Below are 13,946 nucleotides of genomic sequence, written 5' to 3' on the forward strand. Positions count from 1 at the left end.
CCATGCCCGAGGCCGGTCCGTTCGACGGGCCCAGTTCATCCTCGCATCCGGCCCAGCTTCCGGCCGAATCCCCGCTCGACATGCCGGTGCAGAACCTGTTCGGCAATCCGCCCGCCCGGCGCGAGGTGCTCACCCGCCCGCACGGGTTGATGGTCAAACGGCTGCTGCTCATCACGCTGACCGCCGTTCTGGCACTGGCCGCATCGAGCGCGGTGCGCGAAGCCTTCTCGCGCGACGGGCTCGACGTGTTCGACGTGGTGCTGCTGCTGTTCTTCGTGCCGCTGTTCAGCTGGGTCGCGTTCGGCTTCGTCAGTTCGACCATCGGCTTCCTGCAACTGATGAGCGGCGCCCATCCCGGCTTCGTGCCGGTCCCCTCGCCCGCCGCCAGCCTGACCAAACGCACCGCCGTGCTGATGCCGGTCTACAACGAGGACGTGGGCGCCACCTTCGCGCGGGTCGAGGCGATGGCCTATGCGATTGCCCGCGAAGGCGGCGCGCGCTTCATCGACTTCTTCGTGCTCAGCGATTCCAACCCCGCCCATGGCAAGGACGAGCTGGCCGCCTGGGCCGAACTGGCCGCCCGCGCCCCCATCGCCATCTATTACCGGCGGCGCGAGAAGAACATCGCGCGCAAGCCCGGCAATGTCGCCGAATGGGTCCGCCGCTTTGGCGGGGCCTATGAAAACATGCTGGTGCTCGACGCCGACAGCGTGATGACCGGACGGGCCATCGTGGGTCTGGCCTCGATCATGGAAGCGCGCCCCTCGATCGGCCTGCTCCAGACCGTGCCGATGATCACCAACGCGCGCACGCTGTTCCAGCGCTGGATGCAGTTCGCCAGCGAGGCCTATGGCCCGATCAGCTCGGCGGGCCTCTTGTGGTGGTCGGGCGCGGAAGCCAATTTCTGGGGCCACAACGCCATCGTGCGCACGCGCGCCTTCGCCGAAAGTTGCGGTCTGCCCGACCTGCCCGGCAAGCCCCCGTTCGGCGGCCATATCCTGAGCCACGACATGTTCGAATCGGCCCTGCTGCGCCGCCGCGGCTGGGCCGTCCACATGGTCATGATCGGCGGCAGCTACGAGGAATATCCGCCTACCATCGTCGATCACGCCCTGCGCGACCGCCGCTGGATGCAGGGCAATCTCCAGCACTTGCGCCTGCTGGGCACCTCGGGCCTGTCGGCCACCAGCCGGCTGCACCTGCTGATCGGCGCCTGCGCCTACCTGACCTCGCCGGGCTGGCTCCTGCTGCTGATCACCACGATCGCGCAAGTGGGCGCCGAAGCCAGCCGCACTTCGCTGGTCGCCGTGCCCTCGGGCGTGCTGGCGCTCACCGTGCTGCTCCTGTTCGGGCCCAAGGCGATGGGACTGATCTGGATTCTGGCCGACCGCGAACGCTGCGCCTCCTTTGGCGGGCCCCTGCGCGCGGCACGCTCGGTCTTCGTCGAACTCGTGCTCTCGACCCTGTTCGCCCCGGTCTCGATGGTTCTCCAGATCAAGGCGCTGCTCGGTCTGCTGCTGGGCATCCCCTCGCAATGGAACACCCAGAACCGCGAGGCACAGGCCATTCCGGTCCGCGCGATCCTGCCCAAGTTGCGCGACCACCTGCTGCTGGGGCTGGCCTTTGCCGCCACCGCCTTCCTCGACACGACGACCGCCCTCTGGCTCCTCCCGCTCACACTGGGCCTGTTTGGCGCGCCCTGGCTGATCAGCCTGACCTCGCGCGAGGATCTGGGCGATGCGGCAAACCGCATCGGCCTGTTCAGGGTTCCCGCCCGCACGATGCGCGTGGGCCGCGCCGAAGTGCCCGAGCCTGAGGAAAACCCGGCCATTGCCGCTACAGCCTAGAGCGGTTTCAGGCCGGGTGGAATGACCCGGCATCCGGGAAAACGCGGCAAAACAAAACCCTGGGGCGGTTGATCCGATGCAGCCGGATCACAAGCCGCTCCAGGATCAGGAGATGACGAAGCGCATCCGGCCGCGCAAGACCATGGACGCACGCGTTCGGGCGCGATAGGGCCGGCGCGATGACGACCCGCCTTCACCATCTCGACGCGGCGCGTGCCGTGCTGTTGTTGCTGGGCATTCCCTTCCACGTCGCGACGACCGCCACGATGATCCTTTCGCCGGGGTTTCCCGGTTTCGTCGCCGATCCGGCGGTGGGGATCGGGCTTTCGTTCATCCATGCGTTCCGCATGTCGGCGTTCTTCATGCTGGCGGGCTATTTCGCGGGCATGGCCAGCCAGCGACGCGGGCGGCACGACTGGCTGGCCGATCGCCTGCGCCGCGTTGCCCTGCCCCTGCTGGCCAGTGTCTTCACGCTCGGCCTCGTCCAGTACCGCCTCAAGGTCGCGCTCTCCCCGGCCTGGGAAAACGGCTATCGCGGGGTGCCGGTGGCCTTCGAGCACTTGTGGTTCCTGATCGTGCTGCTCGGCTATGTGTTCACCTATGTCCTGCGCCCGCGTGTCTCGCGCCTTTCCGACCGGCTTTGGCGGCCCCTGCTCGGGCTCGATCCCAGCACATGGCCGCTGGCCTTGCTGGCGCTGGCGCTGTGGGGCGGCGGGGTGATCGCGCTGGGGATCGTATGCGATCTTCAGGACAGCGAGGCGGTGTTCGAGCAGCAACTGCTGCTGCGCTACCTGCAATACCTGCCCGCCTTTGCGCTGGGCACGCTGGCTTGGCGGCTCAGGCTGGGCGATACGCTGTTCAATTATCGCAAGGCCTGGCCCTGGCTCGTGACGATCCCGCTCCTGCTCGGCCACTTCGCGCTCGATCCGCTGGTCCGCCCGCACTTCGGGCTCGAAGAGAACCCTTCGCCACTCCTGCGCGTGGTCGACGGGGCCATCGCGGGGGCACTGGCCTATGCGATGAGCCTGCTGGTGTTCCGCCTGCTCGCCCATGCCTTCGACCGGCCCAACCGCATCGTCTCGTTCCTCGTCGACGGGGCCATGGCAATCTATCTGTTCCACCTGATGGTGGCGATGGTGCTGGTTCTGGTCATGGCGCGGCTGGGGTGGACCGACCTGCCGATGCCACTGCTGGTCTGGGCGGGCATGTGCGCGGTGGTGCTGGCAGGGGCGGTGGTGTGCTTCCTGATCGTGCGCCGCGTGCCGGTTCTGGCCACGCTGTTTGGCGCAGCGCCTCCGCCCAAACGCGCGCGTCCAGAGGCCCGGAACGCTTGCAATCCCCCCAAAAACGGCTAAGGGCGGCCCTTCCGTGTCGCGAATCGCACATGGGAAAGGAAGAAAGCCGGAGGGGCCCCGCAATCCCGCGGACAAGCCAGCGATCGGTTAGACGAGATAAAGGACGCAAAGCATGCCGATGTACGAGCATGTCTTTCTGGCGCGCCAGGATCTGAGCCAGGCTCAGGTCGATGCGCTCGCCGCTGCCGCCACCGAAATCGTGGAATCCAACCAGGGCAAGGTCACCAAGACCGAAACCTGGGGTCTGCGTTCGCTGGCCTACAAGATTCAGAAGAACCGCAAGGCCCACTTCGTGATGCTCAACATCGACGCCCCCGCCGGCGTCGTGGCCGAGCTGGAACGCCAGACGGCGATCAACGAAGACGTCATCCGCTACATGACCGTGCGCGTGGAAGAACACGAAGCCGGCCCGTCGGTGATGATGCGCAAGAACGACCGCGAGCGCAGCCGCCGTCGCGAACGCGAAGGGGAATAAGTCATGGCTCGTCCGTTTTTCCGCCGCCGCAAGAGCTGCCCGTTCTCGGGCAAGAACGCTCCGAAGATCGACTACAAGGACGTGCGCCTCCTCCAGGGTTTCATGTCCGAACGTGGCAAGATCGTCCCGTCGCGCATCACCGCCGTTTCGGCCAAGAAGCAGCGTGAGCTGAGCCAGGCGATCAAGCGCGCCCGGCACATCGGCCTCCTGCCCTACATCGTCAAGTAAGGAGCAGAGACCATGCAGATCATCCTGCTTGAGCGCATCGAAAAGCTCGGCCACATCGGTGACGAAGTCACCGTGAAGGACGGCTACGCCCGCAACTTCCTTCTTCCCAACAAGAAGGCCCTGCGCGCCAACGAAGCCAACCGCAAGGTCTTCGAAGCCAACCGCGCTCGCATCGAAGCTGAAAACGCGGCTCGCCGTGAAGAAGCTCTGGGCGAAGCCGGCTCGGTCGAAGGCAAGGAAGTCGTGCTGATCCGCGCGTCGTCCAACGCTGGCCACCTCTACGGCTCGGTCTCGGTGCGCGACATCGTCGACGCGCTGGTCGAAGCCGGCGCCAAGGTGACCAAGGCCATGATCGTGCTCGAACGCCCGATCAAGACCATCGGCGTGTTCGACGTTCGCGTCTCGCTGCACCCCGAAGTTTCGGTCACCGTCAAGGTCAACGTCGCCCGTTCGACCGACGAAGCCGAACTCCAGTCGAAGGGTGTCGACGTGATCGACGCCATGTTCGACGGCGAGACCTCGGGCGGCTTCACCGAAGCCTACGATCCCAATGCTGAACCGGGCGAAATCCCGACCGAGCTGCTCGAAGAAGGCCAGGCCGAAGCCTGATCCCTTTTTCGCTGCCACGGCATCGAATCGCGAAAGGGCGCTCCGCAAGGGGCGCCCTTTTTCGGTTGCACAGACGGCATCTTGCCACGCCCCGATGGTGCGCTACATCTTGGGCATGACAGCAAGCGAACCGTTCACCGCCACCGATCCCGCACCCATTCTGGCCGAACTGACCGCGCGATACGACGCGGCCTGCGCGCGATTGAGGGCCGACATCGCCCGCTACATCGCCGAGGGCATCCTTCCCGATGCGCAAGCGCGCGCGCAGGGCGCCTATTGCTATCCCGAACTGCGCCTGCATTTCAGCGGCGTCAGCCATGGCACGGCGGCAGGCCGCGCCTTTGGCCGCCTGACCCGTCCGGGCACTTATGCGACCACGATCACCCGCCCGGCCCTGTTCGGCGCCTATCTGGTCGAACAGCTCGGCCTGCTGGGCGCCGATTACGAAGTGACCCTCGAAGTGGGCACTTCGGCGCAGGAAATTCCGTTTCCCTATGTCGTCGACAGCTCGCTCGGCTTTGGCACGATCTCGCCCAACGAACTGGCCAAGCATTTCCCGACGACCGATCTGGCCCATATCGGCGACGAGATCGCCGATGCCATCGATCCGGGTCTCGACTGGCTCAACGGCCCGGCCCCGCTTGCCCTGTTCGACGGGCTGCGCACCGATTTCAGCCTTGCCCGGCTGGCCCACTATACCGGCACCAATCCGGCCGATTTCCAGCGCTACATACTGTTCACCAACTACCACCGCTATGTCGACGAATTTGTCGACTGGGCCGGGCGCCAGTTGGGCCAGGACGATTTCGTCGCGCTGACGGGCGCAGGTGGTCTCACCCTCGACACCGCGACCGACAGCGCGCGTGATCGCCTGTCCGACACCGCATGGCGCCGCCACCAGATGCCCGCCTACCACCTGATCCGGCCCGACCGCTCGGGGATCACGCTGGTCAATATCGGGGTCGGCCCGTCGAACGCCAAGACCATCTGCGACCATCTGGCCGTCCTGCGCCCCGAAGCCTGGCTGATGATCGGCCACTGCGGGGGCCTGCGCCCGACGCAGAAGATCGGCGACTATGTGCTCGCCCATGCCTATTTGCGCGACGACCACGTGCTCGACGACGTGCTGCCCCCGGAAATCCCGGTTCCGGCCATCGCCGAAGTGCAGGTGGCACTGGCCCGCGCGGCTGAAGTCGTCAGCGGCAGTGGCGGCGCGGACCTCAAGACCCGCATGCGCACCGGCACCATCGTGACGACCGACGACCGCAACTGGGAACTGCGCTATACCCATTCGGCCCGCCGCCTGAGCCTGAGCCGCGCAGTCGGCATCGACATGGAAAGCGCGACCATCGCCGCGCAGGGCTATCGCTTCCGCGTGCCCTATGGCACCTTGCTGTGCGTCTCGGACAAGCCGCTCCATGGCGAGATCAAGCTGCCGGGGCAGGCCAACCGCTTCTACGAGGAAGCCATCGCCGCCCACCTCGAAATCGGCACGACCGCCTGCGCCCTGCTGCGCGCCGAAGGCAGCCGCCTGCACAGCCGCAAGCTGCGCGCGTTCAACGAACCACCGTTCCGTTAAGAGCCTGCCCCCGCACGCCCCCGGCCAAAAGGCTCAGCGCGCGGCGCTGGCCAGTTGGGGGTGGCTGGCCTGCGCGAACACCTCGCTGCCGATCGAATCGAGCGCCATGCGATAGGACCGGACCACCATCGCGAAGACCGAAGCATCGAGCCCGCGTCCGGTGATCACGTCCCACGAGACGGTGACCGACTTGTCGGGCGCCACCGAGACCGCGCCAAAGCGGTTGGCGTTGACGAATTCGACCGCCTTTTCCGCACTGAACGGGCGCTCGGGATGGAAGCTGCTGGCAAACTGCAACGACTGGCACCCGGCGTGGGTCACCTCGTTGCAGTCATAAAAGACGATCTGCGTGCGCCAGCCGCCGATCCGGGCTGTGACCAGCGGATCGCCCGAGCCATCCTGCCCCAGCGCGGCCTCGTACCCCTGCGCCGCCAGCGCGGCAACCACGCTGGCCGGGCTGGTCGCCGAAACCGTTTCCACGCTTTCGGGTGCGGCGGCGGCGGCATCACCGCACGAAGCCGCCAGCGCGAAAGCGGCAACACACGAAGCAATGGCGGGAAGTTTGATTTCCATCACCAGCATCCTCAACATCTGTTCTTATTTGTTGACCTGTTTTCTCATGCCTCCGCGATTTTCACAACAAACGATTTGTAACGCCCAAGACCCATGACTGCGCATTTTTGCAGCGCACAACAAAAAAGGGCCGAAACCGGCATGTTTCAGCCCTTTCCATTTGTAAACAGGCAATATTGCGCTGCGGCAGATTACCAGCCGCAATCCTGTCCTTCGTTCTGCTTCTTCAGCCAGGCCGAAAGCGGCGCGAAGTAGCGGAGCATGGCCCCGCCATCCATCTCGCGCGTGCCGGTAAAGACCTTGAGCGCCTCGGGCCAGGGACGCGAGGCGCCCATCTTGAGCATCGCGTCGAGGTTGGCGCCGACCTTGCGGTTGCCATAGAAGCTGCACCGGTGCAGCGGGCCCTTCCACCCGGCCTGCTTGCAGGCGGCCTCGTAGAACTGGAACTGGAGGATCCGCGCAAGGAAGTAGCGGGTATAGGGCACGCTGGCGGCCACATGATATTTGGCGCCCGGATCGAAGGCGTCGGCCCCGCGCGGGCCCGGCGGCACGATGCCCTGATAGCGCAGGCGCATGTCGTTCCACGCCTTTTCATAGGTGGCCGGGGTGATCGAACCGTCGAACACGCCCCAGCGCCAGCGGTCGATCATCAGGCCGAAGGGCAGGAACGCCACCTTGTCCATCGCCTGGCGCAGCAGCAGGCCGATGTCCTTGTCGGGTCCGGGCACTTTGGCCGGATCGAGCAGGTTCAGCTTCACCAGATAGTCGGGCGTGATCGAGAGCGCCATGGTATCACCGATGGCCTCGTGGAAACCGTCGTTGGCGCTTTCCTCGTAAAGGCGCAGCGGCTGGATCGAATAGGCGCGCTGGTAGAAGTTGTGACCCAGTTCGTGATGGACGGTCGAGAAGTCGGTCGCGTTGACTTCGAGGCACATCTTGACGCGCAAGTCGTCCTTGTTGTCGATGTCCCAGGCCGAGGCATGGCACACGACTTCGCGGTCGCGCGGCTTGGTGAACTGCGAACGCTCCCAGAAGGTCTTGGGCAGCGGCGCAAAGCCGAGCGAAGTGTAGAACTGCTCGCCGGTCTTGACCATCCTGATCGGGTCATAACCCTTGGCCTTGAGCAGGTCGGTCAGGTCGTAGCCGATGTCGCCCGCGCCCTTGGGGGCCACGATGTCGTAGATGCCGCCCCATTCCTGGGCCCACATGTTGCCCAGCAGGTCGGCACGGATCGGGCCGGTCTTCGCCTGCACCGCATCGCCATATTTCGCGTTGAGCTTGCCGCGCACATAGCAGTGAAGCTGCTGGTAGAGCGGGCGCACCTGCCCCCAGACCTTTTCGGTCATCGCGGCAAATTCGTCGGGGGTCATGTCATAATTGCCGCGCCAGAGCGCGCCGGTATCGGAATAGCCCAGCTCGCGCGCGCCCGCGTTGGAAATTGCGACCATGCGCGCATAGTCGGCCTTCATCGGCGCGCCCACGCTGTCATGCCACGAGAGCCACATTTCCTTCAGTTCGTCGGGATTGCGATCGGTGATCATCGCGTTCTCGACCTCGTGCCCGCTGATCGAGACACCGCCGCGCGTGGCATGGCCCGTGGCATAGATGCCCTGGATATGGGCCTGAAGCGACGAGAACTCTTCAGCCGCGCCCGGCGTCGAGGGGGCCGGGGTGGTGATCCCGGTGCGGATCATCGTCAGCCTGCGCAAGGTCTCGGGCGAAAGGCCGGGAACTTTGGCAAAGGCGGCGGCCTGCTTGGCCTGGGCGACCTGAAGCAGTGTTCCGGCAGCATCGCTGTCGGCCACGATTCCCGCGGTGTCGTCGTTGACATAGGTCTGGTAGACCCACTGCACATGGCCCGACTTGACCGTCTGCTCGGCCATGGCCTTGTCGGCACTGGCCAGCCAGGCATCGACATCGGCGGGGGTTGCCGCAGGCGCTGCGGCAGGAGCTTCGGGTGTGGCGGCGGCAGCCGGGGCGGCCAGAGCCGGCATGGCAAGCATGGAAACAGCCAGCGCAAGGCCGGACACAAGCGACTTCATCATTCGGGACACTCCCTGGAGCGATGTGTCGCGCGCGTCGTGCGCGCGCGGTCATGGCGTCTGGGTGCCCCCCCGCGCGGCTGAGGTCAAGCGTCAGTGGTCAGAAATGAAACCAGTTCCTGGCCCAGCTCGGGCCGGGTCACACAGCTCATGTGGGTGCCCGGAATCGTCGCCCGCCGGGCATTGGGCAGGGCTGCGGCCAGATTGTCGGCCGAACCGTTGTCGTTGTCCTGATCCCCGCACAGGACCAGCGTGGGCATGGTGATCGCGGCCAGCGCGGCGGGGCTTGTGTCTTCCATCGCGCCCAGCAACTGGCGCACGGCCACGCGGTCGACACCGCTGCCCTTGAGGAACTGCTGCGACAGATAGGCCGGATCGCCCGGACGGATCGTGCCGAACCGGTCGATCACGTCGCGGAAGAAGTCGAGACGCCCCTTCCACCCGGCCAGACCTTCCAGCCCCATCCCCGCCAGCACGAGGCGGCGCGGGGCAAGCCCGCCGATCACGCTGCGCGCCGCCGTGCGCGCGCCGAGCGAAAAGCCGACCAGATCGAAATCGACGAGCCCCTGTTGCGCCACCAGCGCGGCCACGTCGCGCGCGAGAACGTCGGACGGGTAGGCCGCCGCCTCGTGCGGGGCGGCGCTTTGCCCGTGGGCACGCAGATCGGGCAGCAGGCAGGTAAAACCGGCCTCGGCCAGACGGCGGGCGGTGCCATACTTGATCCAGTTGACCTGCGCGGACGAGAACAGGCCATGGAGCAGGATCACCGTGCGCCCTGCCCCCCCGTTATCAGCCTCACTTCCGGCCACCCGGTGCAGGGCCAGTTGCGCGCCGTCGAAACCGTCGAAGAAGGTGGTCGTGATATCCGTCATGTCAGCAACTTGAATCCCGAAATCAGCAGAACGGCGGCCAGCGCCGGGCGCAGGATGCGATCGGGCGCGCGGGTGGACAGCAGGCTCCCCACGATCACGCCGGGGATCGATCCGACCAGCAGCGCCAGCAGCAGCGACACATTGACATCGCCGATGATCCAGTGCCCGAACCCGGCCACCATCGTCAACGGAACCGCATGGGCAATGTCGGTCCCCACGATGCGCGAGATGCGCAGGCCCGGATAGAGCATCAGCAGCGCGGTCACCCCGATGGCCCCGGCCCCGACCGACGAAACCGAAACCGCCACCCCGAGAACGACACCGAGCAGGACCGTGGGCCACAGCGCGCGGGAATCATCGCCCTGTTCCTCGCGCCGGGCAAAGGCAACGATCTGCTTCTGGAACAGCGTGGCGACCGAGGTGACGATCAGCATGCCGCCCAGGATCATCAGGATCGTGTGGTTCGTCTGCTTGCCCACTTTGCCTGCCCAGTGCAGCACGAGGAGCGTGGAGGCCGCCGCCGGGACGCTGCCCGAGGCCAGACGCAGCAGGATGCGCCAGTCGATGGTGTCGCGCTTGCCGTGGACGGCCGAGCCGACCACCTTGGTCATCGAGGCGAACAGGAGATCGGTGCCCACCGCTGTCCCCGGATTGACCCCGAAGAGCAGCACGAGGATCGGCGTCATCAGCGATCCGCCGCCCACCCCGGTCACACCCACCAGAATGCCCACCAGCAGGCCGGCAACCGCGTGCAGTGCATCGAAGTGTTCCAGCATCATTCCTCCGCTGTGTGAACCGACCTGCCTGTAAACCAGCCAGATGTGCCGGATGACCGAACCGGGGCCATACTGGCGATGGCCGCCGCTCGGCAATGGTCCGTTTTGCCCGCCCCCTCAATCTCTAGTTTCGGGGTTGGCATTCTTTCTTTGTCTCGCGACGCATTTTTCCACCCGTCAGGGCTCTTTCATGCTCGCCCCGCCGCGCGGGAAAAACACAAGTGCGACAGGGCGCAAGACCCCATCGACGAGCCGAAACCGGCCCGGAACGCTCTCCCGCCCCCGTCGGTTCACCCCACCAACAAGGCCCGATGGCAGATCCGGCGAGACTGGCTGGCGAGATTGGCCAGCAGACTGGCCAGAAAGACTGATCTGTCCGGGCCGTCCCAGCAATCCCATTCCGTGACGAGGAGTGAAGTCCGATGACGAACACCACCACGAACAAGCCCCATCTGGCCCGTACCGGCCTTGTCGCCTCGCTGATGGCAGCGGGCGCGCTGATGGCCGGGGCCCCGGCCCATGCCGCCGGCAAGGCCGAACGGGCCCGCCAGGCCATCGCCACCGCGCAGGCCAAGATCCAGACCGCCGATGCCCTGGGCACGGCCGAAGTCCAGCCGCGCGAAAGCGCGCAGGCCAAGGCCGCGCTGGCCCATGCGCAGGAAAACCTTGCCGCCGGGCACAAGCCCGAGGCCATCGACGATGCCATCCACGCCTCGGCCCTGGCCGATACCGCGATCGGCACGATGCAGAAGCGTCAGGCCCGCGCTGCCGATGAACAGGCCGCCACCCAGCAGGCCGCGCTCGACGACGCCCGGCAACAGGCCATGATGGCCCAGCAGCAGGTCGACGCCGCCAACAGCCGCGCCGATATGGCCACCGCCGCCGCACAGTCCTCGGCTGCGGAAGCCGCCGCCGCGCGACAGGCTGCCGCAACGGCCATGGCCACCCCGGCCACCGTCGAAACGACCGTGACCACCCATGGCACGACCCGCGCGCCCGCCCGCAAGGTCGCCGTGCGCAAGGTCGTCCACCATCCGGTGCGCACGGCCTCGGCAAGCGGCACGGTAACCACGACCACGCGGATCACCCGCTGAGCGCGTCTGGCCGGTTCCTGACCCATGAAAAAAGCCCCGCCGGGTGGACCGCCGGGGCTTTTTCTGTGTGCTCTCAGCCGTAAATCAGGGCTTCCAGTCGAGGAAGCGGGCCAGCAGGCGCAGGCCATAGCCCTGGCTCTTTTCCGGGTGGAACTGGACGCCGAGCAGATTGTCGCGCGCAACCGCCGCCACGAGCCCGCCGCCATGGTCGGTCATCGCCGCCACATGGTGCCCCTCGTCGGCCACGAAGTGGTAGGAATGGAGGAAATAGGCCTCGCCCGGCTCGATCAGGCTGGCGCCATCGGCATGGTGCATCGGGGCCACGTCGTTCCAGCCCATGTGGGGCACCTTGATCGCCGGGTCGGTCCGCTCGATCAGGCGCACTTCACCCGCGATCCAGTCGAGCCCTTCGGTCACCCCGTGCTCGACCCCGCGCGAGGCCAGCAGTTGCATGCCAACGCAGATCCCCAGAAACGGCACGCCATCGACCAGCACGCGCTCTTCGAGGGCGTCGATCATGCCCGTCACCCCGCGCAAAGCCTCGGCACAGGCCTTGTAGGCGCCCACGCCGGGCAGGACCACGCGGTCGGCCCGGCGCACCACCTGCGGATCGGCGGTCAGCGTGACATCGGCGGCCCCCGCCGCGCGCAGGGCATTGGCCACCGAGTGCAGGTTGCCGGCCCCATAGTCGATCAGCGCGAGCCGTTCAGCCACCGAGCGTCCCCTTGGTCGAGGGCACCGCGTCGGCCTTGCGCGGGTCGATCGCGACCGCTTCGCGCATCGCGCGGGCAAAGCCCTTGTAGATGCCTTCGATGATGTGATGGTTGTTGGTGCCATAGAGGCACTCGATGTGGAGCGTGATCCCCGCAGCCTGCGCCACCGACTGGAACCAGTGCTCGAACATCTCGGTGTCCATCGTGCCCAGGCGCGGCTGGCTGAACTGCGCCTTCCACACGAGGATCGGGCGCCCCGAAATATCGAGCGCGACACGGGCCAGCGCCTCGTCCATCGGCGCATAGGCCGAGCCATAGCGGGTGATGCCCCGCTTGTCGCCGAGCGCCTCGGCAATCGCCTGGCCCAGCGCAATGGCGCTGTCCTCGACGGTGTGATGCTCGTCGACGTGAAGATCGCCCTTCACGCGACAGGTCACGTCGATCAGCGAATGGCGCGAGAACTGCTCGATCATGTGATCGAGGAAGCCCACGCCGGTCTTCACGTCATAGATCCCCGAGCCATCGAGGTTGACGCTGACATGAACGTCGGTTTCGTGAGTGGTGCGAGTGACTGTTCCGGTGCGCATGGCGGGTCTATACGCCCTGCCCGGAGAGAATCAATCTCCCCTCAGGGGCCCATCGCCTCTTGACCGCAAGCCCCCCCAGCGCCAGTTGTGCTAGCCATGACCGAAACGCCCGACAGCCTGATCCCCTATGACGAAATCGTGCAGGAAGCCCTGCGCACCGTGGTAGGCCGTGTTCTTGGCCAGGTGGAGGCCTCCGGCGGCATGCTGCCGGGCCAGCACCACTTCTACATCACCTTCCGCACCGGCGCGCCGGGGGTCTCGATCCCCACCCGCCTCAAGGAACGCTTCCCCGAGGAAATGACCATCGTTCTCCAGAACAAGTTCTGGGACCTGAAGGTCGAGGAAGACGGTTTCTCGGTGGGGTTGAGCTTCAACCAGATCCCCTCGACGCTGGTGATCCCGTTCCGGGCGATCACCGCCTTTGTCGACCCGGCGGTCGATTTCGGGCTCCAGTTCCAGGCCGTGGAAGAGTTCGACGACGAGGAGCACGATTCGGCGGAAAACGACCTGTCGCACACTTCCGGGGAAACTTCCGACAAGCCTGCCGTTGAACCCAGCGACGACGGTTCGAATGTCGTCACGGTCGATTTCGGCCGCAAGAAGTAACCGGCGAACGGGCTCCCTCCCACTGTGGCGCGGGCCCGGCACGCCACCAGACAGAAAAAGGGGGGCCCCTGACGATGGCTTGGAGAAAGTCCACCAAGGCCAAGGATACCGCAGCCCAAAAGGCCCAGGAAGCCCAGAAGGCAAACACGGTATCCGACGAGAAGGCCGGTGAAGGAAAGCCGGGCGCAGAAAAGCCTGACGCAGAAAAGCCGAGCTCAGAAAAACAGGGGCCCAGCCCGCTCACCACGCTGATTCTGGCCGACATCGCGCTGAGCGCGGGCAGCGCGCTGCTCCAGCGTGGCTCGATCGGCCGGGCGCTGGCCAAGAGCCTGCCCGCCAGCCTCGGCGCCAAAGCCGCCGATGGCTCGCTCAAGACGCCCTCGCTCGCCGGAAGCCTGGTGGGCACGGCCCTTGCCCGCGTGGCCACCCGCTCGGTGCCCGGCGCCATCCTCGTGGGCGGCGGCCTTGTTGCCAAGGCCCTCTACAACAAGCGCAAGGCCCAGAAGGCCAAAGGCAGGAAAGACGCCTGAACGGGCCCTTTTCGCGCCGGTTGCATTCGCAATTGCGAAAAAACGGAACCGCCCCGGCTT

General features: G+C 66.2%; 15 protein-coding genes. 9 read left to right on the forward strand and 6 right to left on the reverse strand.

Features of this window, described 5'->3' with window-relative positions:
• Positions 1-2 precede the first annotated feature (2 nt).
• The 6 genes from mdoH to SBI20_RS07035 all read left to right on the forward strand — a co-directional run bounded on the left by mdoH (position 3) and on the right by SBI20_RS07035 (position 6,093).
• Positions 3-1,847 carry a glucans biosynthesis glucosyltransferase MdoH gene (gene mdoH, locus SBI20_RS07010; protein WP_317976059.1) on the forward strand — a complete coding sequence of 615 codons (1,845 nt, stop codon included), beginning with the start codon at positions 3-5 and terminating at the stop codon, positions 1,845-1,847.
• 179 nt (positions 1,848-2,026) lie between these two features.
• Positions 2,027-3,202 carry an acyltransferase family protein gene (locus SBI20_RS07015; RefSeq protein ID WP_317974383.1) on the forward strand — a complete coding sequence of 392 codons (1,176 nt, stop codon included), beginning with the start codon at positions 2,027-2,029 and terminating at the stop codon, positions 3,200-3,202.
• A 112-nt stretch (positions 3,203-3,314) separates the two neighbouring features.
• Positions 3,315-3,677 carry a 30S ribosomal protein S6 gene (rpsF, locus tag SBI20_RS07020; RefSeq protein ID WP_317974384.1) on the forward strand — a complete coding sequence of 121 codons (363 nt, stop codon included), beginning with the start codon at positions 3,315-3,317 and terminating at the stop codon, positions 3,675-3,677.
• A gap of 3 nt (positions 3,678-3,680) precedes the next feature.
• On the forward strand, positions 3,681-3,905 hold the full coding sequence (gene rpsR, locus SBI20_RS07025; protein ID WP_011445073.1) for a 30S ribosomal protein S18: 225 nt from the start codon (positions 3,681-3,683) through the stop codon (positions 3,903-3,905).
• Positions 3,906-3,917: 12 nt separating this feature from the next.
• A complete protein-coding gene (gene rplI, locus SBI20_RS07030) occupies positions 3,918-4,514 on the forward strand; it encodes a 50S ribosomal protein L9 (protein WP_317974385.1) in 597 nt (198 codons plus the stop codon).
• A gap of 115 nt (positions 4,515-4,629) precedes the next feature.
• Positions 4,630-6,093 carry an AMP nucleosidase gene (locus SBI20_RS07035; protein WP_317974386.1) on the forward strand — a complete coding sequence of 488 codons (1,464 nt, stop codon included), beginning with the start codon at positions 4,630-4,632 and terminating at the stop codon, positions 6,091-6,093.
• A gap of 33 nt (positions 6,094-6,126) precedes the next feature.
• On the opposite strand, the gene SBI20_RS07040 is transcribed toward SBI20_RS07035, so the two are convergent.
• From SBI20_RS07040 to SBI20_RS07055, 4 genes are all read right to left on the reverse strand, one after another.
• A complete protein-coding gene (locus SBI20_RS07040) occupies positions 6,127-6,666 on the reverse strand; it encodes a YbjN domain-containing protein (protein WP_317974387.1) in 540 nt (179 codons plus the stop codon).
• Positions 6,667-6,857: 191 nt separating this feature from the next.
• Entirely contained in the window at positions 6,858-8,708 is a 1,851-nt protein-coding gene (locus SBI20_RS07045) for a M2 family metallopeptidase (RefSeq protein ID WP_317976060.1), read from the reverse strand.
• Between the two features lie 86 nt (positions 8,709-8,794).
• On the reverse strand, positions 8,795-9,580 hold the full coding sequence (locus SBI20_RS07050) for an alpha/beta fold hydrolase (protein WP_317974388.1): 786 nt from the start codon (positions 9,578-9,580) through the stop codon (positions 8,795-8,797).
• Complete coding sequence (locus SBI20_RS07055) at positions 9,577-10,356, reverse strand: sulfite exporter TauE/SafE family protein (protein WP_317976061.1); 780 nt, start codon at positions 10,354-10,356, stop codon at positions 9,577-9,579. Before SBI20_RS07055 ends, SBI20_RS07050 begins: the two co-directional genes overlap by 4 nt.
• Positions 10,357-10,778: 422 nt before the next feature.
• On the opposite strand from SBI20_RS07055, the gene SBI20_RS07060 reads away from it, so the two are divergent.
• Entirely contained in the window at positions 10,779-11,450 is a 672-nt protein-coding gene (locus SBI20_RS07060; protein WP_317974389.1) for a hypothetical protein, read from the forward strand.
• Between the two features lie 84 nt (positions 11,451-11,534).
• Here SBI20_RS07060 and hisH read toward each other — a convergent pair whose 3' ends face one another.
• Together hisH and hisB are read right to left on the reverse strand one after the other, a co-directional pair.
• Positions 11,535-12,164 (reverse strand): imidazole glycerol phosphate synthase subunit HisH, encoded by a 630-nt coding sequence (gene hisH, locus SBI20_RS07065; protein ID WP_317974390.1) that lies wholly within the window; start codon positions 12,162-12,164, stop codon positions 11,535-11,537.
• On the reverse strand, positions 12,157-12,750 hold the full coding sequence (gene hisB / locus SBI20_RS07070; RefSeq protein WP_317974391.1) for an imidazoleglycerol-phosphate dehydratase HisB: 594 nt from the start codon (positions 12,748-12,750) through the stop codon (positions 12,157-12,159). The genes hisH and hisB overlap by 8 nt, the downstream gene beginning before the upstream one ends.
• Before the next feature lie 96 nt (positions 12,751-12,846).
• Here hisB and SBI20_RS07075 point away from each other — a divergent pair, with 96 nt between their 5' ends.
• Entirely contained in the window at positions 12,847-13,356 is a 510-nt protein-coding gene (locus tag SBI20_RS07075; protein ID WP_317974392.1) for an SspB family protein, read from the forward strand.
• Positions 13,357-13,430: 74 nt separating this feature from the next.
• Positions 13,431-13,886, forward strand: a complete 456-nt coding sequence (locus SBI20_RS07080; protein WP_317974393.1) for a hypothetical protein — start codon at positions 13,431-13,433, stop codon at positions 13,884-13,886.
• Positions 13,887-13,946: the final 60 nt, after the last annotated feature.

The sequence above is a fragment of the Novosphingobium sp. IK01 genome, assembly GCF_033242265.1.
GTDB classification, from domain to species: Bacteria; Pseudomonadota; Alphaproteobacteria; order Sphingomonadales; family Sphingomonadaceae; genus Novosphingobium; species Novosphingobium pituita.